Source organism: Pseudomonas chlororaphis (assembly GCF_001921865.1).
Lineage (GTDB): Bacteria > Pseudomonadota > Gammaproteobacteria > Pseudomonadales > Pseudomonadaceae > Aquipseudomonas > Aquipseudomonas chlororaphis_D.
Map to the genome: position 1 here is coordinate 364024 of NZ_MSCT01000008.1, position 20197 is coordinate 384220.

13 protein-coding genes are annotated in these 20197 nt (G+C 65.1%); 4 read left to right on the top strand and 9 right to left on the bottom strand.

Annotated elements, in window-relative coordinates; genetic code table 11:
• Positions 1-2: 2 nt before the first annotated feature.
• The 7 genes from BTN82_RS08930 to BTN82_RS08965 form a co-directional block, all read right to left on the bottom strand.
• Positions 3-2720 (bottom strand): nitrate reductase, encoded by a 2718-nt coding sequence (locus tag BTN82_RS08930; protein WP_075118779.1) that lies wholly within the window; start codon positions 2718-2720, stop codon positions 3-5.
• The gene (nirD, locus tag BTN82_RS08935; RefSeq protein ID WP_075118780.1) at positions 2720-3037 is read right to left on the bottom strand and encodes a nitrite reductase small subunit NirD; all 318 of its coding nucleotides are present in this window, start codon (positions 3035-3037) and stop codon (positions 2720-2722) included. Before nirD ends, BTN82_RS08930 begins: the two co-directional genes overlap by 1 nt.
• Positions 3034-5487, bottom strand: a complete 2454-nt coding sequence (gene nirB, locus BTN82_RS08940) for a nitrite reductase large subunit NirB (protein ID WP_075118781.1) — start codon at positions 5485-5487, stop codon at positions 3034-3036. The genes nirD and nirB overlap by 4 nt, the downstream gene beginning before the upstream one ends.
• 457 nt (positions 5488-5944) lie before the next feature.
• Positions 5945-7615: a bifunctional protein-serine/threonine kinase/phosphatase gene (locus BTN82_RS08945; protein WP_075118782.1), complete on the bottom strand. Its 1671-nt coding sequence runs from the start codon at positions 7613-7615 to the stop codon at positions 5945-5947.
• A 7-nt stretch (positions 7616-7622) separates the two neighbouring features.
• Positions 7623-8834, bottom strand: a complete 1212-nt coding sequence (locus tag BTN82_RS08950) for a nitrate/nitrite transporter (RefSeq protein WP_075118783.1) — start codon at positions 8832-8834, stop codon at positions 7623-7625.
• A gap of 333 nt (positions 8835-9167) precedes the next feature.
• Positions 9168-9743, bottom strand: coding sequence for an ANTAR domain-containing response regulator (locus tag BTN82_RS08960; RefSeq protein ID WP_075118785.1), 576 nt, complete (start codon positions 9741-9743; stop codon positions 9168-9170).
• 15 nt (positions 9744-9758) lie between these two features.
• Positions 9759-10970: a CmpA/NrtA family ABC transporter substrate-binding protein gene (locus BTN82_RS08965; RefSeq protein ID WP_075118786.1), complete on the bottom strand. Its 1212-nt coding sequence runs from the start codon at positions 10968-10970 to the stop codon at positions 9759-9761.
• A gap of 254 nt (positions 10971-11224) precedes the next feature.
• On the opposite strand from BTN82_RS08965, the gene BTN82_RS08970 reads away from it, so the two are divergent.
• Entirely contained in the window at positions 11225-12244 is a 1020-nt protein-coding gene (locus BTN82_RS08970; protein WP_075118787.1) for a quinone-dependent dihydroorotate dehydrogenase, read from the top strand.
• 135 nt (positions 12245-12379) lie between these two features.
• On the opposite strand, the gene rmf is transcribed toward BTN82_RS08970, so the two are convergent.
• Positions 12380-12595: a ribosome modulation factor gene (rmf, locus tag BTN82_RS08975; RefSeq protein ID WP_002553055.1), complete on the bottom strand. Its 216-nt coding sequence runs from the start codon at positions 12593-12595 to the stop codon at positions 12380-12382.
• A 557-nt stretch (positions 12596-13152) separates the two neighbouring features.
• Between rmf and rlmKL the strand changes: the two genes are divergently transcribed.
• Both rlmKL and BTN82_RS08990 read left to right on the top strand, forming a co-directional pair.
• The gene (gene rlmKL, locus BTN82_RS08985; RefSeq protein ID WP_075118788.1) at positions 13153-15423 is read left to right on the top strand and encodes a bifunctional 23S rRNA (guanine(2069)-N(7))-methyltransferase RlmK/23S rRNA (guanine(2445)-N(2))-methyltransferase RlmL; all 2271 of its coding nucleotides are present in this window, start codon (positions 13153-13155) and stop codon (positions 15421-15423) included.
• Positions 15424-15549: 126 nt separating this feature from the next.
• A complete protein-coding gene (locus BTN82_RS08990; RefSeq protein ID WP_075118789.1) occupies positions 15550-17949 on the top strand; it encodes a diguanylate cyclase in 2400 nt (799 codons plus the stop codon).
• Between the two features lie 64 nt (positions 17950-18013).
• Here BTN82_RS08990 and dacB read toward each other — a convergent pair whose 3' ends face one another.
• Positions 18014-19474, bottom strand: coding sequence for a D-alanyl-D-alanine carboxypeptidase/D-alanyl-D-alanine-endopeptidase (gene dacB / locus BTN82_RS08995; protein ID WP_075118790.1), 1461 nt, complete (start codon positions 19472-19474; stop codon positions 18014-18016).
• A gap of 234 nt (positions 19475-19708) precedes the next feature.
• On the opposite strand from dacB, the gene BTN82_RS09000 reads away from it, so the two are divergent.
• Positions 19709-20053, top strand: a complete 345-nt coding sequence (locus tag BTN82_RS09000) for a YggL family protein (RefSeq protein ID WP_007932191.1) — start codon at positions 19709-19711, stop codon at positions 20051-20053.
• Positions 20054-20197 lie beyond the last annotated feature (144 nt).

Below are 20197 nucleotides of genomic sequence, written 5' to 3' on the forward strand. Positions count from 1 at the left end.
CCTCACAGGGGGATTGCGACGGGCTGTGCCGAGGTGGCCAGCAGGCGTTTGATTTCTGGGACACAGGAACCGCATTGCGTACCGCAACCCAGTTCCCGTTTCAGGCCATCGAGGTCCAGACCGCGGGAAATCCCGGCACAGACCGCGCTCTGGCTGACGTTCTTGCAATTGCACAGGGTCTTGCCGCTCGAGGTGATCAGCCCGGCGGCCCCCGGCGGTGTGCTCATCGGCGCCAGCAGCCAGCGGCGCAGCTGTTCGTCGGCCTTGCCTTCCAGCCACAGGTTCTGCAGCCAGTGCCGGGCCAGGGTTTCGCCGGCCAGGCGGATCGCCGTGATCCGCCCCTGCTCGATGCGGACCCGTTTGCCGATGGCACGTCGAGGGTCGTCATAGGCCAGTACCGGGCCTTCGTTGAGCTCCAGCAGCTGGTCGATGTCCTTGAGCAGTTGCGGAGCCGGCGCCTCGGCATTGGCCGCGCGCAGCAGCAGGGCCGGGCGCTCGCGGCCGGCCAGGCTCAGGCTGACGTAGGCGAAGCTTTCGCAGAGCGGGCGCAGGGCTTCGAAATGCTCCTGCACATTGCCTTCGATCAGGGCGAACAACTGCCACGGCAATTGCACCGGCTCCAGGCGGACGCCGCTGTGCTTGAGTTCCGGCTGCTTGGACAGCGGGTCGAATGCTGGCTGGGTGACCGCGTTGACGCCGCCCTTGAGGAACCGGTCGCCCCAGTGCATGGGCAGGAAAGCCTGGCCTGGGCGCACGCTGTCGTCGTCCGTCACGGCGACAATCACGCTGCCGCGCCGGCTTTTCAGCGACACCAGGTCGCCCGCTTGCAGGTTCTGGCGCCGCAGTTCGTCCGGGTGCAGGCTCAACACGGCTTCGCTGACATGCCCGAACAGCTGGGCCGCGGTGCCGGTACGGCTCATGCCGTGCCATTGATCGCGCAGGCGGCCGGTGATCAGGGTCAGGGGGAAGCGCGCATCCCGTTGTTCCTTGGCGGCGCGATAAGGGTCGCTGACGAAGTACGCGCGACCGCTGGCGGTCGGAAAGCGGCCGTCGCCGTACAGGCGCGGCGTTCCCTGTTCGGCGCCGGCAGGGAAGGGCCATTGCTGCGGCCCCAGGCGGTCGATCAGCGCGTGGCTGATACCGGACAGATCGAGGTCCCGGCCGCGGGTCAGTTGCTTGTATTCATCGAACACCTGGGCCGGCGTATCCAGGGCAAACAGGCTCGGTTGCCGTGGGCGCAAACGGTGTTCCAGGCGCCGAGCGAAGTCCAGGGTGATGGCCCAGTCCGGGCGGGCTTCGCCAGGGGCGGCCACCGCACGGCGTACATGGGAGATGCGCCGTTCCGAGTTGGTCACGCTGCCTTCCTTTTCGCCCCAGCTGGCGGCGGGCAGCAGCAGATCGGCGAAGGCCGCGGTCTCGGTGGTGCGAAAGGCTTCTTGCAAGACCACGAATGGGCAGTTCAGCAGCGCCTCGCGTACTGCGTTCTGGTCGGGCAGCGATTGTGCCGGGTTGGTGCAGGCGATCCACAGCGCCTTGATCTTGCCGCCGCGCAGTTGCTCGAACAATTCGATCGCGCTCAGACCGGGGTTGGCCGGCAGCTGTTCGACGCCCCAATAGGCCGCCACTTCGGCCCGATGCTCCGGGTTGGCGGCGTCCCGGTGCCCCGGCAGCAGGTTCGACAGGCTGCCGGTTTCCCGGCCGCCCATGGCGTTCGGCTGGCCGGTGAGGGAGAAGGGGCCGGCGCCGGGGCGGCCGATCTGCCCGGTGGCCAGGTGCAGGTTGATCAGCGCGCTGTTTTTCGCGCTGCCGGCGCTGGACTGGTTCAGCCCCATGCACCACAGCGACAGGAAGCTGGGCGAGGTGCCGACCCATTCGGCGCACTGGCGCAACTGCTCGACGCTGATGCCGCACAGCTGCGCGACCATGGGCGGGCTGTAGTCGTGCACCAGGTTCTTCAGCTCGGCCAGGCCCTCGGTATGCGCCTTGATGAAATCGCGGTCGATCCAGTCCTGCCACAGCAGCAGGTGCAGGATGCCGTGGAACAGCGCGACGTCGGTACCGGGCAGGATCGCCAGGTGCAGGTCGGCCAGGTCGCAGGTGTCGGTGCGCCGCGGGTCGATGACGATCACCTTCATCTGCGGGCGCAGGCGCTTGGCCTGTTCAAGGCGGCGGAACAGCACTGGATGGGCGTAGGCCATGTTGCTGCCGACGATCATCACACAGTCGCTCAATTCGATGTCTTCGTAGCTGCAGGGCGGGGCGTCGGCGCCCAGGCTGCGTTTGTAGCCGACCACCGCCGAGGACATGCACAGCCGCGAATTGCTGTCGATGTTGTTGGTGCCCACCAGGGCCCGGGCCAGCTTGTTGAAGGCGTAGTAGTCCTCGGTGAGCAACTGCCCGGAGATATAGAAGGCCACGCTGTCGGGACCGTGCTCGGCGATGGTCTCGGCAAACACATTGGCCGCGTGCTCCAGTGCGGTGTCCCAGTCGGTGCGGCTGCGCGCCAGGGCCTTGCCCAGGCGCAACTCCGGGTACAGCGCGCGCGCGGCGAGGTCGCCGGTCAGGTGCAGGGTCGAGCCCTTGCTGCACAGCTTGCCGTAATTGGCCGGGTGGCTCGGGTCGCCGCTGACGCCGAGGATGCGTTCGCCGTCGTGCTCGATCAGCACGCCACAGCCAACGCCGCAGTAACAGCAGGTCGAGGCGGTCGTCTGGCGGTTCATCAGCCGGCATCCCGCAGGGCCAGGAGCACACGGCCGTTTTCCACCCGCGCCAGGTGGTGATGGGCGCAGCCGATGTCTGGTGCCTGGGCCTCGCCGGACTCCAGGTCGATCTGCCAGTTGTGCAGCGGGCAGGCGACCTTCTTGCCGTAGATCAGCCCCTGGGACAGCGGCCCGCCCTTGTGCGGGCAGCGGTCGTCGAGGGCAAAAACCTCGTTGTCGCCGGTGCGAAAGATGGCGATGTCGCCCGTGGGGCCGTTGACGATGCGCGAGCCCAGGGCATTGATCTCTTCCAGAGCGCAGATATCCAGCCAGTTCATAGCGGCACCTCCAGTTGCTTGACGCGGATCGGCTCGAATTCCTTTTTCAGCAGCGGCTGTTCCAGGCGCTCCTTCCACGGGTCCTGCTCGAAGGACAGGGCGAATTGCAGACGCTCGTTGAGCGCCTTGCGCCGCTCAGGGTCGTCGACGACGGCCTGCTTGATGTGCGCCATGCCGACCCGTTGCAGGTAGTGCACGGTGCGCTCCAGGTAGAAGGCTTCCTCGCGGTACAGCTGCAGGAAGGCGCCGTTGTATTCGCGCACTTCGTCGGCGGTTTTCAGCTTGACGAAGAACTCCGCGACCTCGGTCTTGATCCCGCCGTTGCCGCCGATATACATCTCCCAGCCCGAGTCGACGCCGATGATGCCGACGTCCTTGATCCCCGCTTCAGCGCAGTTGCGCGGGCAGCCGGAGACCGCCAGCTTGACCTTGTGCGGCGACCACATGTTGAACAGGTCATGCTCCAGCTCGATGCCCAGCTGGGTCGAGTTCTGCGTGCCGAAGCGGCAGAACTCGCTGCCGACGCAGGTTTTCACGGTGCGGATGGACTTGCCGTAGGCGTGGCCGGAAGGCATGTCCAGGTCCTTCCAGACCCCGGGCAGGTCCTGTTTCTTGATGCCCAGCAGGTCGATACGCTGGCCGCCGGTGACCTTGACCATGGGCACCTGGTACTTGTCCGCCACGTCGGCGATGCGCCGCAGTTCGGAAGGCGTGGTGACGCCGCCCCACATCCGCGGCACCACTGAATAGGTGCCGTCTTTCTGGATATTGGCGTGGGCCCGTTCGTTGATCAGCCGCGACTGCGGATCGTCCCTGGCTTCGCCCGGCCAGGTGGAAATCAGGTAGTAGTTCAGCGCCGGGCGGCAGGTGGCGCAGCCATTGGGCGTGCGCCAGTTCAGGTAGCCCATGGCGCTGGCGATGGTCAGCAGGTGCTGTTCGCGGATCGCCCGGCGGATCTGCCCGTGGTTGAGGTCGCTGCAGCCGCAGATGGCTTTCTCGCTTTTCGGCTTGACGTCGGCCGCGCCGCCCACGGTGTTGATCAGGATCTGTTCCACCAGGCCGGCGCAGGAGCCGCAGGAACTGGCGGCCTTGGTGTGTTTCTTGACCTCGTCGACGCTGAACAGGCCGTGCTCCTGGATCGCCTTGACGATGGTGCCTTTGCACACGCCGTTGCAGCCGCAGACTTCGGCGGTGTCGGCCATGCTCATGGCCTTGTCCTGGCCCTGGTGGCCGACGTCGCCCAGGGCGTTCTCGCCGAACATCAGGTGGTCGCGGATTTCGCCGATGCCGTGGTTTTCGCGGATCTGCCGGAAGTACCAGCCGCCGTCGGCGGTGTCGCCGTACAGGCAGGCACCGACCAGGATGTCGTCCTTGATCACCAGTTTCTTGTACACCCCGCCGATGGGGTCGGAGAGGGTGATGGTCTCGGTGCCTTCGCCGCCCATGAAGTCGCCGGCGGAGAACAGGTCGATGCCGGTGACTTTCAATTTGGTCGAGGTCACCGAGCCCTGGTAGCGGGCAAAGCCCAGTTGCGCCAGGTGGTTGGCGCAGACCTTGGCTTGCTCGAACAGCGGCGCTACTAGGCCGTAGGCGATGCCGCGGTGGCTGGCGCACTCGCCGATGGCGTAGATGCGCGGATCGTAGGTTTGCAGGGTGTCGTTGACCAGGATCCCGCGGCTGCACGGCAGGCCGGCCTTTTCCGCCAAGGCGGTATTGGGGCGGATGCCGGCGGCCATCACCACCAGGTCGGCGGGGATGATGTCGCCGTTCTTGAACTGCACCGAACCGACCCGGCCGTTGCCCGCGTCGTACAGGGCTTGGGTCTGCTCGCTGAGGCGGAATTTCAGGCCACGGCTTTCCAGGGCGCTTTGCAGCAGCTGGCCACTGGTCTTGTCCAGCTGCCGTTCCAGCAGCCATTCGCCGATGTGCACCACGGTCACGTCCATGCCCCGCAGCATCAGGCCGTTGGCGGCTTCCAGGCCCAGCAGGCCGCCGCCGATGACCACTGCGTGCCGGTGGGTCTTGGCGGTGTCGATCATCGCCTGGGTGTCGGCGATATCGCGGTAGCCGATCACGCCCTGCAGGTCGTTGCCGGGGATCGGCAGGATGAACGGCGTGGAGCCGGTGGCGATCAGCAGGCGATCGTACTCGGCCTCGGTGCCGTCTTCGGCGATTACCCGGCGCTTGACCCGGTCGATCTCCACCACCTTGCGATTGAGCAGCAGCTTGATGTGGTTTTCCAGGTACCAGTCGAGGTCGTTGAGCACGATCTCCTCGAACGTCTGTTCGCCGGCCAGCACCGGGGAGAGCAGGATGCGGTTGTAGTTGGTGTGGGGTTCCGCGCCGAAGACCGTGATGTCGTACAGCTCGTTGCTCAGCTTGAGCAGTTCCTCCAGGGTCCGCACCCCGGCCATGCCATTGCCGATCATCACCAGTTTGAGTTTTTTCATGTCGATCTCCGCGTAGACAGGCTGCCGCTCACGGTGGGCTGGGCCTGGCTCGATAAACGTTGCGCAAACAAAAAAGGCGCCTCGCCAGTTGCCTGGTGAGGACGCCTTTGTCCGGTCCCGTTCTCTCGGGAAGCGCAACCTTCGTCGTTGAAGGTCGAGCTGTATGTACTGTTGGGAGAGTCAATGCAGCGGTTGTGCCAAGTTCCGCCAGCGGCGGTTTTCGCCGGATGACCACGGTTTTGCGGGGTGGACGGGGGAAATCCTGCACTGATTCAAAGCGCCTTGCCCGTTTCTGGAGCAACCTGCGCGGACTCCTGTAGCCGCTGCCGCAGGCTGCGAACGGCACCGAAGGGGCCGCAAAACCTGACGACGCGGTCTATCCGCAGCTCCGGGGAACCGCCCTTGCGCCGGCTGCGCCGTCGATCGCAGCCTGCGGCAGCGGCTACAGAGGTGATTGTCAGCGATGCAGGAACAGGTACAGCAACAGCAGGTTGAGCAGCAGCGAGATCAGCGCCAGGGTTCGCCAGACCTTCAAGGGCTCGCGCTCCAGCAGCGGCCGGGGGCGTACGCTGAGGCTGCGGCGTTCGCCCTGTTCCAGCACCAGCAACCACTCTTCGGCGGTTTCGTAGCGCTGAGCCGGGTCGGCCTGGAGCGCGCGGTCCAGGCTTTGTTCGAGCCAGTCCGGCAGGTCCGGCCGATAGCGGCTGGCGCTGACTGGAACGGTGAAGCGCGGGCGCTGGAAGGCTTCGATCTCGCCGTAGGGAAAATGCCCGGTCAGCAGCCGGTAGAGGGTCACGCCTACCGCGTACAGGTCCTGTCGCGGCGTCGGCGCTACGCCGCCGAAGGCTTCCGGGGCGATGTAGCTCGGGGTGCCGGGCAGCAGGTGGGCCTGGTCTTCGGACAGGCCGGGGCAATAGGCCAGGCCGAAGTCCAGCAGGCGTAGCTCGCCGTCGTCGCCGAGCAGCAGGTTTTCCGGCTTGATGTCGCGGTGCAGGATCTGCCGGCGGTGCAGCAGGCCCACGGCCCGCAGCAGGCGTTCGGCCAGGTCCTGCCATTGGGCCAGCGGCAACGGACCGTGGTGTTGCAGGTACTCGGCCAGGGTCTGTCCCGGGTATTCGCGCATCACGTAATACAGGTGTTGGCGGGCGGTCGCGGCATGCACTTCGGGAAAGTGCCGGCCGGCCACCCGGCGCAAGAACCATTCCTCCGACAGCAGTGATTGCCCGGCGACCGGGTCGTCGTGCAAGTGGCCGGGCAGGGTCTTGAGTAGCCAGGGTTGCTGTTGCGCGTCGCGCACCCGGTACAGCAGCGATTGCTGGCTGTGGCCGAGCAGCGCATCCACCTGCCAGCCCTCGAAGGCCTGGCCCGGCTTCAGCGGCGGCGGCAACGGCCATTGCTGCAAGTGGATCAGCGCATCGCCGATGGAGCTTTCGCCCAGGGCGTCGACCCGCACCAGCAGGGCGCTGGCGTTGTCCTGGCTGCCGGCCAGGTGCGCCGCGCTGATCAGGGTCTGCACCGCGCTGTCGAGGTCGGGCTGGTCGCGCAGGATCGCGGCGACGGCGGTGTCGCCCAGGGTGGCCCAGACCCCGTCGCTGAGCATCAGGAAACTTTCGTTTTCCCGCAGCTCGCCGTCGAGGAAGTCCACCACCAGGTGCTGGTCCAGGCCCAGGGCGCGCTTGAGCACATGCTGCATGCCGGGCTGGTCCCAGACGTGGTCGGCGCTGATGCGCTGCAATTGCTCGGCGTGCCAGCGATAGACCCGGCAGTCGCCCACGTGGGCCAGGGTAAAGCGCCGGCCGCGCAGCACCAGGGCGCTGACGGTGGTCAGCAGCGGCTGGCCGCCGCCATTGGCTTGCAGCCAGCGGTTCTGCGCCAGCAGCAGGCGCTCCAGGGCCTGGGCCACGGCCCAGGTTTCCGGGGTGGCGTAGTAGTCCAGCGCCAGCGCCTGCAAGGTCGAGCGCGCGGCCAGGCCACCGTCGGCGCACTGGCTGACGCCGTCGGCGATGGCGAACAACAACCCTTTGCTGGCGGCCAGGGCCGGCGCCGGAGTGACCAGGCGCAGGGCGTCCTGGTTTTCCGCGCGGGGCCCGATGGCGCTGGCCTGGGCGTGGCTCAGTCGCAGGCTCATGGACGGCTCAGACCCGGGCCGCGGTGACGGCCGCCGAGCCCCAGGTGGTTCTCCAGCGGCGTTTCACCCCGTGCAGGCCGAACCAGGCCAGGACGCCCAAGCTGGCGAACAGCCACAGGGCCAGCTGATAGCTGCCGGTGCTTTGCTTGATCGCGCCCATGCCCGCGGCCAGGGCGAAACCGCCGATGCCGCCGGCCATGCCGATCAGCCCGGTCATTACCCCGATCTCGCGGCGAAAACGTTGCGGCACCAGTTGGAAGACCGCGCCGTTGCCGGCACCCAGGCCGAGCATGGTGCAGACGAACAGCGCCAGGGCCGCGTAGGAGCTCGGCAGGTTGAAGCCGACCGCGGCGATGCACACCGCCGCGACGCTGTACATCACCAGCAGGGTGCGGATGCCGCCGAAACGATCGGCCAGGGCGCCGCCCAGGGGGCGCATCAGGCTGCCGCCGAACACGCAGGCGGCGGTGTAGTAGCCGGCGGTGACCGGGCTCAGGCCGTACTGGTCGTTGAAGTAGCCGGGCAGGGCGCTGGCCAGGCCGATGAAGCCGCCGAAGGTCACGCTGTAGAAGAACATGAACCACCAGCTGTCGCGGTCGCCCAGGGCCTTGAAGTAGTCGGCCATGGATTTGGCCTTGGGCCGTTCCGGGGCGTTCTGGGCCAGCCAGGCGAACAGCACCAGGGTCAGGACCAGCGGGATCAGGGCGAAGCCGAACACGTTGCTCCAGCCGAAGGCGCCGGCCAGCAGCGGAGCGAACAGCGCCGCGAACACCGTGCCGGAGTTGCCGGCCCCGGCGATGCCCATCGCCTTGCCCTGGTGCTGCGGCGGATACCATTGCGAGGCCAGCGGCAGGGCCACGGCGAACGAGGCGCCGGCCATGCCCAGGAACAGCCCCAGCAGCAGTGCCTGTTCATAGCTGTGGATACCCAGCCTCCAGGCACAGAACAGTGCGCCGATGACAATCACCTGGCCGATCAGCCCGGCGGTCTTGGGCGACAGGCGATCGGCCAGCAGGCCCATGGCGAAGCGCAGCACGGCGCCGGCCAGGATCGGCGTGGCCACCATCAGCCCGCGTTGCTGGGTGGTCAGTTGCAGGTCGGCGGCGATCTGCACCGCCAGCGGGCCGAGCAGGTACCAGACCATGAAGCTCAGGTCGAAATAGAGGAAGGCCGCGAACAATGTCGGAGTGTGGCCGGATTTCCAGAAGTTTGAATTCATCGCGCACCTCAGCTGTAAAGAATCTCGAAAGGAGTCATGAGCTTTTGCGTGGGGCGCCAGTACGGCCGCTCCACCGGCCCCGGGCTGTGGGGCCAAAACGAAAAAACGCCGCAACCCGTTTCGCCTGGAGCGAGAAGGGTGTGCGACGTCTTTGTCGTAGGTGGGGCAACCGCCGTTGGTTACCTGTGGCGATTACAAAGCCAGAACTGTGCCAAGAATCTGGAGTGGGGGCTGTCGGTATTCGACCGCTGCGCGGTCGATCGCGAGCCAGCTCGCTCCTGCAGGGGGAGACGCATGTTCATGTAGGAGCGAGCTTGTTCGCGATGGCGTCCTTCAGCCGAGCAGCTCGCCCATGGCGATGATCTGCTCCGCCACCTGGATCAGCTTCTGCTGGCGGCTCATGGCCTGGCGGCGCATCAGGGTGTAGGCCTGTTCTTCGTTGCAGTCTTTCATTTTCATCAGCAGGCCCTTGGCCAGTTCGATGCGCTTGCGCTCGGCCAGCTGCTGGTCGCGCGCCAGCAGTTGCGCGCGCAGCGCCTGGTCGCTCTCGAAGCGGGCCATGGCCACATCGAGGATGGGTTGCAGGCGCTGGGCCTGGATGCCCTCGACTATATAGGCGCTGACCCCGGACTTGATGGCCTGGCGCATCACGTTCGGGTCGTGCTCGTCGGTAAACATCACGATCGGCCGCGGCTGGTCGCGGCTGACCAGTACCACTTGTTCCATCACATCGCGGCTCGGTGATTCGGTATCGATCAGGATCACGTCCGGGCGCACCGTTTCGACGCGTGCCGGCAGGTCGATGGTCAGGCCCGATTCGTCGATGACCTCGAAGCCGGCTTCCGTCAGGGCCGCCTTGAGCCGACCGACCTTCTTCGCGGTGTCGTTGATCAGCAGGATACGCAACATGGTCTCGGGCTCCTGTCAGCGGCTGGCGAGAAGAGGGGAGCTGTCGCTCAGGGCATGCAGCTGGAAGCTGCGGGCGTAGGCGGCAGGGTCCGAGCCGTCCCACTGCTTGCCGTCGATCAACTGGCTGCTGCGCATGTCCTGGCCCCAGGACGCGACGCCGACCGCGGTGGCGGCCTCGCGGTAGAGCTGCAACTGCTGGACCTGGCGGGCGACGCCGAGGTAATCCGGGTCTTCGCGCAGCAGGCCCCAGCGACGGAACTGGGTCATGAACCACATGCCGTCGGACAGGTACGGCAGGTTGACCGCGCCGCCATTGTGAAAACGCAGCGCGTGCGGGTCCTGCCAGCGGTTGCCGAGGCCGTCGGCATACTCGCCCAGCAGGCGCGGCTCGATGCAGTCCAGCGGCGCATCGAGGTAGTCGCTGGCGCTCAGCAACTGGGCGGTGCCCTGGCGGTTCTCGCGGCTCTGTTCGATGAAGCGGCTGGCCTCGAGGATCGCCATCACCAGCGCCCGGGCGGTGTTCGGGTATTGCTCGACGAAGGCGCGGGTACAGCCGAGGACCTTTTCCGGGTGGTCCGGCCAGATCGCTTGGCTAGTGGCGAGGGTGAAGCCCAGGTCCTGGTTGACCGCGCTGGCGCTCCAGGGCTCGCCCACGCAGAAGCCGTCGATGCGCCCGGCCTGCAGGTGCGCGACCATCTGTGGTGGCGGCACCACCACGCTGTCGACATCCTGCAACGGGTGGATGCCCTGGGCGGCCAGCCAGTAATACAGCCACATGGCGTGGGTGCCGGTGGGGAAGGTCTGGGCGAAGGTCAGCCTCGCCCGGCTTTGGTGCACATGTTTGTCCAGCGCTTCAGGACTGGTCACGTTCAGCGCTTGCAGGTCCCGCGACAGGTTGATGCTCTGGCCGTTCTGATTCAGGCCCATCAACACCGCCATGTCGGTGGCGTTGACCCCGCCGATCCCCAGGTGCACGGCGTAGATCAGGCCGTACAGGCTGTGGGCGGCATCCAGCTCGCCGCTCACCAGTTTGTCCCGCAGGTTGGCCCAGGACGCCTGGCGTTTGAGGTTCAGGGTCAGGCCGTAAGGCTGGGCGAAGCCCTGGGTGGCGGCGACGACCACCGAGGCGCAGTCGCTCAGGGCCATGAAACCGAGGTTGATCGCGGTCTTTTCCGGGGCATCGCTGCCGTTGACCCAGGCCAGCGGGCTGACGGGAAGTTCATTCATGGGTGGCGCCGTCCCTAAAAAGCTTGGATAAAAAACTGCCATAAAAAAACGTCGTACCCGTGCGCCAGGCAGAGCCGGCGAGGTGACGACGCCTTTGTCTTGCAGCCCGCGCCGCCATTGGCCCGGGTGCTGATGACGGTTGTGGTGCAAGGCATATGCCATTCACCGTCGATTTCGCCGCGCGCCTCGCCTGCGAGCCCGATGCCCGGCTATAATCGCCGCCTCATTTCGCCGCCACCGAGTCAAGCCCGCCCATGTATACCCTGGCCCGCCAGCTGTTGTTCAAACTCTCCCCGGAAACCTCCCACGATCTGTCCCTGGACCTGATCGGCGCGGGCGGGCGTTTGGGCCTCAACGGCTTGCTGTGCAAGGCGCCGGCGCAGATGCCGGTGAACGTCATGGGCCTGGACTTCCCGAACCCGGTCGGCCTCGCAGCGGGCCTGGACAAGAACGGTGCGGCCATCGACGGTTTCGCCCAGCTGGGGTTCGGTTTCGTCGAGATCGGCACCATCACCCCGCGTCCGCAGCCGGGCAATCCCAAGCCGCGGATCTTCCGCCTGCCGGAAGCCGAGGCGATCATCAACCGTATGGGCTTCAACAACCTGGGTGTCGATCACTTGCTGGCCCGGGTGGCGGCCGCCAAGTACAAGGGTGTGCTGGGGATCAACATCGGCAAGAACTTCGATACCCCGGTCGAGCGCGCGGTGGACGACTACCTGATCTGCCTGGACAAGGTGTATGCCCACGCCAGCTACGTGACGGTCAATGTCAGCTCGCCGAATACCCCGGGCCTGCGCAGCTTGCAGTTCGGCGAGTCGCTCAAGCAGTTGCTCGGTGCCCTTGGCCAGCGTCAGCAGGAACTGGCGGTGCAACATGGCAAGCGCGTGCCGCTGGCGATCAAGATCGCCCCGGACATGACCGACGAAGAAACCGCCGAGGTCGCGCAAGCGCTGATCGAAACCGGGATGGACGCGGTCATTGCCACCAACACCACTCTGAGCCGGGTCGGTGTCGAAGGCATGGAACATGGCGACGAGGCGGGCGGCCTGTCTGGTGCGCCGGTGCGCGACAAGAGCACCCACACCGTGAAGGTGCTGGCTAGCGAGCTGGCAGGACGTTTACCGATCATTGCGGTGGGCGGCATCACCGAAGGCAAGCATGCGGCGGAAAAGATCGCCGCCGGCGCCAGCCTGGTGCAGCTGTACTCGGGGTTCATCTACAAGGGGCCGGCGCTGATCCGCGAGTCGGTGGATGCGATCGCCGCGTTGCGCTGAGGCCGGAGCTTTTTGCGCGCCCAATAAAAAGGGCTCCTGAAAGGAGCCCCTGGGCCGCAGCCCGCCGTCCGGATGGGACGTGCGTGGTTAAGTCGTTACGTATTCAGATTTTGGTGTCGGAGTGTGTGCCCTGTTTTAGCCAACGGCGTGAAGTTCGTTGAGTCTGTGGATTCCCGCAGTGCCGGTCATACCGTCCCAGTTGTCGCCGCGTCCTTCTCGCCAGCCGTTGATCCAGGCTTGGCGTACCGACGGTAGAGTAAATGGGCAAAGCTCACGGGATTTGCCATGAACGCCATACTGATATCCGCGCAAAAATGCTCTTTCCAACGGATCACGCTTAAGTCTTCTCATAGGGTGTTTCCCTCACTTGTTGACTGTACTTATGTCCCGTCGACCTCGTTTGAGGCCGGGCAGAATGCTTCTGCCGTTGGTGCTCGCTGCCGGCGTCGCGAGCGTGGCGTTGGCGTCGTTGCGGCGCCAACCTGAGTTGATTTCTAACCAATGCGTCACAACGTGTGAATGATCGTTTTGTCATAAGGACGTAACGATAATGGTGGTAAGGCCATAAGAATGGCCTGCCCCGTACCGGGGCAATCGGGCAAACCTCGCTATGATCAGCCTCTTACTGAATGATGGGCTTAATGCTTTAGTGAGAATCCCATCCCGTTGCACTCGGGTATTATTCGATGAAAGGTCGAGTTATGACCTTTTGTTTCACTGACTTTTTTATCTGCCCCGGCATCTAAGCTTTTTTGACCCCAGCGGCTACCGCTAGCGGCGAGCTGAACGGCAGGGGCGGGACGGCACACATCCGTGCCACGCGGGCGCTCTTCAAGAAAAGCGCTTGATTGAAAACCGGGCGGACGATGCGTTGTCCGTTCACTTATTGCCAAAGGCCTTGAACTCCCATGTCGGATCGCTACGAACTCTTCCTCACCTGTCCCAAAGGCCTTGAAGGCCTGCTCATCGAGGAAGCCGCCGGGCTTGGCCTTGAAGACGCGCGCGAACACACCTCGGCCGTGCGCGGCATGGCCGACATGGAAACCGCTTACCGCCTGTGCCTGTGGTCGCGCCTGGCCAACCGGGTACTGCTGGTGCTCAAGCGTTTCCCGATGAAAAACGCCGAAGACCTCTACGACGGCGTGCACGACGTCGACTGGCAGGACCACATGCTGGCGGACGGCACCCTGGCGGTGGAGTTCAGCGGCCATGGCTCGGGCATCGATAACACCCACTTCGGCGCCCTGAAGGTCAAGGATGCCATCGTCGACAAACTGCGCACGCCGACCGGCGAGCGTCCGTCCATCGACAAGCTCAACCCGGACCTGCGCATTCACCTGCGCCTGGATCGCGGCGAAGCCATTCTCTCGCTCGACCTGTCCGGCCACAGCCTGCACCAGCGCGGCTATCGCCTGCAGCAGGGCGCGGCGCCGCTGAAGGAAAACCTCGCGGCGGCGATCCTGATCCGTTCCGGCTGGCCACGCATCGCGGCCAGCGGCGGCGCCCTGGCCGACCCGATGTGCGGCGTGGGTACCTTCCTGGTGGAAGCGGCGATGATCGCCGCCGACATCGCTCCCAACCTCAAGCGCGAACAGTGGGGCTTCACTGCCTGGCTCGGCCACGTCCCGGCCTTGTGGCGCAAGTTGCACGAAGAAGCGCTGGCGCGGGCCCAGGCCGGCCTGGCCAAGCCGCCGCTGTGGATTCGCGGTTATGAAGCCGACCCACGGCTGATCCAGCCGGGGCGCAACAACGTCGAGCGCGCCGGCCTCAGCGAGTGGATCAAGATCTACCAGGGCGAAGTGGCGACCTTCGAGCCGCGTCCGGACCAGAACCAGAAAGGCCTGGTGATCAGCAACCCGCCCTACGGCGAACGCCTGGGCGACGAAGCCAGCCTGCTGTACCTCTACCAGAACCTGGGCGAACGCCTGCGCCAGGCCTGCCTGGGCTGGGAGGCCGCGGTGTTCACCGGCGCGCCGGACCTGGGTAAGCGCATGGGTATCCGCAGCCACAAGCAGTATTCGTTCTGGAACGGTGCCTTGCCGTGCAAGCTGCTGCTGATCAAGGTGCAGCCGGACCAGTTCGTCACCGGCGAGCGCCGCACCCCGGAGCAGCGTCAGCTCGAGCGCGAGCAGGCCGAGGCCGAGCAGGCGTCGCCGGCACCGCAGGAGCGCCAGTACAACAAGAACGGCAACCCGATCAAGCCGGTGCCAGCGCCAGCCCCGGTGGTCGAGCAGGCACGCCTGAGCGAAGGCGGACAGATGTTCGCCAACCGCTTGCAGAAGAACCTCAAGTTGCTGGGCAAGTGGGCCAAGCGCGAAGGCGTCGAGTGCTACCGCGTCTACGATGCCGACATGCCGGAATACTCCCTGGCCATCGACCTGTACCACGACTGGGTGCACGTGCAGGAATACGCCGCGCCGAAATCCATCGACCCGGAAAAAGCCCAGGCCCGTCTGTTCGACGCCCTGGCGGCCATTCCGCAGGCGTTGAATGTCGACAAGAGCCGGGTGGTGATCAAGCGCCGCGAGCGCCAGAGCGGCACCAAGCAGTACGAGCGCCAGAGCGCCCAGGGCAAGTTCACCGAGGTCAACGAAGGTGGGGTGAAGCTGTTGGTCAACCTCACCGACTACCTCGACACCGGGCTGTTCCTCGATCACCGGCCGATGCGGATGCGTATTCAGAAAGAAGCCGCCGGCAAGCGTTTCCTCAATCTGTTCTGCTACACCGCCACCGCCAGTGTGCATGCGGCCAAGGGCGGGGCGCGCAGCACCACCAGCGTCGACCTGTCGAAGACTTACCTGGACTGGGCGCGCCGCAACCTGTCGCTCAACGGCTTCTCCGACAAGAACCGCCTGGAGCAGGGCGATGTCATGGCGTGGCTGGAAACCTGCCGCGACGAGTTCGACCTGATCTTCATCGACCCGCCGACTTTCTCCAACTCCAAGCGCATGGAAGGGGTGTTCGACGTACAGCGCGACCACGTGCAACTGCTCGACCTGGCCATGGCCCGGTTGGCGAGCGGCGGCGTGCTGTATTTCTCCAACAATTTCCGCAAGTTCCAGCTCGAGGAAAACCTCGCGGCGCGCTATGCGGTCGAGGAGATTAGCGCCAAGACCATCGACCCGGATTTTGCCCGTAACGGCAAGATTCACCGGGCCTGGAAAATCACCGCCCGTTGAGTGCGATTGGATCCACAGAGCCTTGATTTCCAAGGCTCTTTGCTCTAGCCAAATTAGTGGCGAATAGCTATAACTCAATGCAGGCCCATGTGACGCTCACGTTCGCTGGCGTTATGAGTTTTGCTTATGTCGTTGCACTCGGTACGCCCGAAAATTCTGGGCTTCATCAGCGAAGACGCGTCGGCCGGGCTGGTTGCGCTGCTGGTCATGTTGTGTGGTTGTGTATTGACCGGGTTGCTGGCCTGGTCGACGTTCAACCTGTATCAGCAGCAGTTGCGACAGCGCTTCCAACTGCTGGCCAGCGAACGGTATAGCCGCATCGAAGAGCGCTTCGAGGATCAGGAGCAACGCCTCGACGGCCTCAAGCGCTTCTTCATCAATTCCGGCTCGGTCTCGCGCCAGGATTTCGACGGTTACACCCAACCTCTTTTGCACCGTACCCAGGCCTATGCCTGGGCGCCACGGGTCAGCGGCACCGAGCGCGGGTTGTTCGAGCGTCGGGTGCGGGAGCAAGGGGTGAGCCATTTCTCCATTTCCGACCTGGATGCCGATGGCAAGCTGCAGCGCGCGCCCGAGCGCGCTGAATATGTGCCGGTGCTCTACAGCCAGACCCAGAGCGCGCTGGGCTCGCCGCTCGGCTTCGACCTGCTGGGCCAGCCGTTGCGTCGCGATACCCTCGAGCGGGCACGGTCGCGCGGCGGTGCCGCGGTCTCGCAGCCGGTGCGGCTGGTCGGCGTCGAGCCTTCCTATGCGCGCGGCATCGTCCTGGCGACGCCCGTCAGCGTACGCGCCACCATGCCTGTACTATCGTCCGAACCCTACGGTTATGTGATCGCGGTGATCAGCATGCGGCAACTGGTGGTCGACGGTCTGCCCGAGCAGAACCACGACAACCTGTTCGTGCAGATCATCGACCTGTCGACCGACGAGGCCTCCGGGCAGCTCTACGAGTCGAGCAACGGCCCCGGCGCCAGCTCGCTGTCGATGACCCGGGTGTTGAGCCTGGCCGATCATGATTACCAGGTGAACATCCGCCCCAGCGCGCTCTTCCTCCAGGCCAACCACTCTTCGGCGTCCAGCCAGGTGGTCCTGGGCGGCTTGCTCAGCCTGCTGCTCAGTGCCTTGCTGTACGTGTTGGTCAGCCAGCGGCAGCGGGCGTTGCGGCTGGTGGAGCAGCGCACCGAGGAGCTGCGGGTCAGGGAGCAGGAACTGCGCGGCACCCACGGCAAGCTGCGCAGCGTGCTCAATGCGGCGACTCAGGTCGCGATTATTGCCACCGACTTGCGGGGTGTGATCAGTACGTTCAATGCCGGGGCCGAACACATGCTCGGTTACAAGAGCGCCGAAGTCGTCGGCCACATGACCCTGGAGAGCCTGCACCTGCCCGAGGAGTTGAATGCGCGGGCGCAGGCGCTCGGCCAGCGTTATGGCCGGCAGATTCCGATAAGCCAGGCGATGCTGGGTGACGGCTCCGAGGCCAGCGGCGATGCGACCCGCGAGTGGACCCTGGTCCGCCACGACGGCAGCCACCTGGCAGTGAACATGCTGGCGACCCCGGTGCTGGACGACCATGGCCTGTGGGTCGGACACCTGGCGATCTGCATCGATATCACCGAACGCAAGCGGGTCCACGAAGCGCTGGCGGCCCGCGATCGCCTGCTGAAGAAACTCAGCGCCCACGTGCCCGGCGGGATCTATCAGTTCCAGATCGATGCCGAGGGCCATCCCAGTTTTCCTTATGTCAGCGACGGTATTCGCGACATCTACGAGATCGAGCCGCAGCAGCTGCAGTTGGATGCCGAACCGGTGTTCACGCGCATCCACCCCGACGATGTGGCGCGGGTACGTAGTTCGATCCGTACTTCGGCGAAGCAACTCAGCCTCTGGCGCGAGGAGTATCGCGTGCAACTGCCGCAGCGCGGCCTGCGCTGGGTACGAGGCGAGGCGACGCCGGAAAGGCTGGCGGCGGGCGGGGTGTTGTGGCACGGCAACCTGTCGGACATCTCAGACCTCAAGCGGGTCGAGGAAGAGTTGCGGGCGCTGTCGGTCACCGACTCGCTGACCGGCATCCACAACCGTCGCTACTTCCAGGAGCGCCTGCAAACCGAAATGGCGCGAGTCGAGCGGGGCGTGGGCGACCTGGCGGTGATCATGCTGGATATCGACCACTTCAAGCGGATCAACGACCAGTACGGGCATGCCGTGGGCGACCGGGTGCTGCGGGCTGTCTGCGAGCGCATCAGCCATCGCCTGCGGCGCACCGATGTGTTTTGCCGGCTGGGCGGCGAGGAGTTCATGGTGTTGTGCCCCGACACCGACGGCCAGCAGGCGTCGGTCCTGGCCGATGAGCTGTGGCGCGGGCTGCGCGGTTCGCCGATCGAGGGGGTGGGGGTCGTCACCGCCAGTTTCGGCATCGCCAGCTGGCGTCAGCACGAAGGCGCCGACGGGTTGTTGCTGAGGGCGGATTCCGGAGTCTATGCGGCCAAGCAGGCAGGCCGCGATCGGGTCCAGGCCGAGATGGCCTGAGGCAGGGGGAGCGAAGGGAGGGCAGTGACGCGAGGCTTGCCCCGCGCCACTGGCGAGCGATGCCTTACAGGGTCGAGGCGGTGGTTGCCAGCTTCGGCTGACGGTACAGATCCAGCAGGACCTGATCCAGTACCGAGGACGCGCCCCAGGGTTTCGGATCGTTGAGGATCGCCACCACGGCCCAGGTGTTGCCGTTGCTGTCGCGGCTGTAGCCGGCGATGGCGCGCACGGTGTTCAGGGTGCCGGTCTTCACGTGGGCCTCGCCGGACATGGCGGTGCGCTTCAGGCGTTTGCGCATGGTGCCGTCCATGCCGGCAATCGGCATCGAACTGATGAACTCCGCCGAGTACGGGCTTCTCCAGGCGGCCTGCAGCATGGAGGCCATTTCCCGGGCGCTGACCCGTTCGGCGCGGGACAGGCCCGAGCCGTTCTCCATCACCAGATGCGGCGCGGTGATGCCTTTCTTGGCCAGCCACTGGCGCACCACCCGTTGCGCGGCCTTGGCATCGTCGCCGTCGGCGTCGGTGCGGTACTGCGCGCCGAGGCTGAGGAACAGTTGCTGGGCCATGGTGTTGTTACTGTATTTGTTGATGTCGCGGATGATCTCCGCCAGGTCCGGCGAGAAAGCCCGCGCCAGCACCTTGGCGCTGGACGGCACGGTGGCCAGGCGGTCCTTGCCCTGGATGCTGCCGCCCAGTTCCTTCCAGATGGCACGGACGGCGCCCGCGGTGTAGGTCGCGTGGTCGAGCAGCGAGAGGTAGGTCTGCGAGCTGCAGCCGTCGCCCAACTGGCCGTTGACGGTCACGGTGACGCCGCCGTCTGCCTGCGGCACCGGGTTGTAGCGCACGTCGCCCGTGCATTGCTTGCCGCCGACGGCCTTGACCTGGTTGTCGATGCGGATGCTGGCGATCGGCGGCTCGACGGAAATCAGCACCTTGCCCGAGTCGTTGCGCGCCACGAAGCGCAGGGCCTTGAGGTTGACCAGCAGGGCGTCGGGCTTGACCAGGAACGGCTTGTTCTCATCGTTGCCGTCGTCGTTGAACTCCGGCAGTTGCGGTTGTACGAAGAAGTTGCGGTCCAGCACCAGGTCGCCGGTCACTTGCTGCACGCCGTTGGCTCGCAGGTCGCGCATCAGCAGCCAGAGTTTTTCCATGTTCAGCTTGGGATCGCCGCCGCCCTTGAGGTACAGGTTGCCGTTGAGGATGCCGCCGCTCAGGGTACCGTCGGTGTAGAACTCGGTTTTCCACTGGTGGGTCGGGCCGAGCATTTCCAGGGCGGCGTAGGTGGTGACCAGCTTCATGGTGGACGCCGGGTTGACCGACACATCGGCGTTGTAGACCGTGGCCGTGCCCGGGCCGTTGAGCGGGATCATTACCAGCGACAGGGCGTTGTCCTGCAGTTTGCTGGCCTTGAGGGCTTGTTGGACCTTGGGCGAAAGGGTGGTGTTGACGGGGGCGGCGGAGACGGAAATGGCCAGGGGCAGAAGAAGGCCGGCAAGCAACAATGGACGCAAAGATTTGATCATATGAAGTAAAACCCTACAGCCGAGGGAAAAAAAGATGAGGGCATGACGATAAATTCCCTCAGTGGTCACGAAAGTGTCGGCATTATGCCCCAAGGTATAGCGGCTTGTGCCGTGCCGCGGCGGGCTAATCCGCTATTTTTTTTCCCAATGGCACGCCAAGCCCCTCATAGAGTCAGGCAATCGGTTGCTTAAACTGGTAAAGTGCCGCCCGTTATTACTTATGAGGATTGTTCCATGGCCACTAACCGTTCCCGCCGTCTGCGCAAAAAACTCTGCGTAGATGAATTTCAGGAGCTGGGTTTTGAGCTGAACCTGGATTTCAAAGAAGATCTGGCCGAAGAGGCTATTGACGCTTTCCTCGACGCGTTCCTGAAAGAGGCGATGGAAGCCAACGGCCTCGGCTATGTAGGTGGCGATGATTTCGGCCTGGTTTGCCTGAGCAAACGCGGTTCGGTCAGCGAAGAGCAACGTGCCAAGGTCGAAGCCTGGCTCAAGGCCCGCACCGAGCTGACCAGCGTTGAAGTCAGCCCGCTGCTGGACGTCTGGTACCCGGAAAACTCGATCAATCCGGTAGCCTGATGTTCCGAGTCGGCGGCCGTCCGGGCCGCTGGCTCATGGCTGTTCCTGTACAGCCTTCTCGATTTACTCTCCCTTCAATACCTCTCATGCTTCGGGCCTGTATCCCGGGATGCTGCGTGGGTGCGATGTCAGGAATGAAGAGCA

Excerpts from the sequence above, each read along its gene's own strand:
- nirD (WP_075118780.1), bottom strand. The coding sequence starts at position 3,037 with ATGAACTGGCTGGATATCTGCGCTCTGGAAGAGATCAATGCCCTGGGC.
- BTN82_RS08970 (WP_075118787.1), top strand. The coding sequence starts at position 11,225 with ATGTATACCCTGGCCCGCCAGCTGTTGTTCAAACTCTCCCCGGAAACC.
- dacB (WP_075118790.1), bottom strand. The coding sequence starts at position 19,474 with ATGATCAAATCTTTGCGTCCATTGTTGCTTGCCGGCCTTCTTCTGCCC.
- nirB (WP_075118781.1), bottom strand. The coding sequence starts at position 5,487 with ATGAAAAAACTCAAACTGGTGATGATCGGCAATGGCATGGCCGGGGTG.
- rlmKL (WP_075118788.1), top strand. The coding sequence starts at position 13,153 with ATGTCGGATCGCTACGAACTCTTCCTCACCTGTCCCAAAGGCCTTGAA.
- rmf (WP_002553055.1), bottom strand. The coding sequence starts at position 12,595 with ATGAGAAGACTTAAGCGTGATCCGTTGGAAAGAGCATTTTTGCGCGGA.
- BTN82_RS08950 (WP_075118783.1), bottom strand. The coding sequence starts at position 8,834 with ATGAATTCAAACTTCTGGAAATCCGGCCACACTCCGACATTGTTCGCG.
- BTN82_RS08990 (WP_075118789.1), top strand. The coding sequence starts at position 15,550 with ATGTCGTTGCACTCGGTACGCCCGAAAATTCTGGGCTTCATCAGCGAA.
- BTN82_RS08960 (WP_075118785.1), bottom strand. The coding sequence starts at position 9,743 with ATGTTGCGTATCCTGCTGATCAACGACACCGCGAAGAAGGTCGGTCGG.
- BTN82_RS08945 (WP_075118782.1), bottom strand. The coding sequence starts at position 7,615 with ATGAGCCTGCGACTGAGCCACGCCCAGGCCAGCGCCATCGGGCCCCGC.
- BTN82_RS08965 (WP_075118786.1), bottom strand. The coding sequence starts at position 10,970 with ATGAATGAACTTCCCGTCAGCCCGCTGGCCTGGGTCAACGGCAGCGAT.
- BTN82_RS08930 (WP_075118779.1), bottom strand. The coding sequence starts at position 2,720 with ATGAACCGCCAGACGACCGCCTCGACCTGCTGTTACTGCGGCGTTGGC.
- BTN82_RS09000 (WP_007932191.1), top strand. The coding sequence starts at position 19,709 with ATGGCCACTAACCGTTCCCGCCGTCTGCGCAAAAAACTCTGCGTAGAT.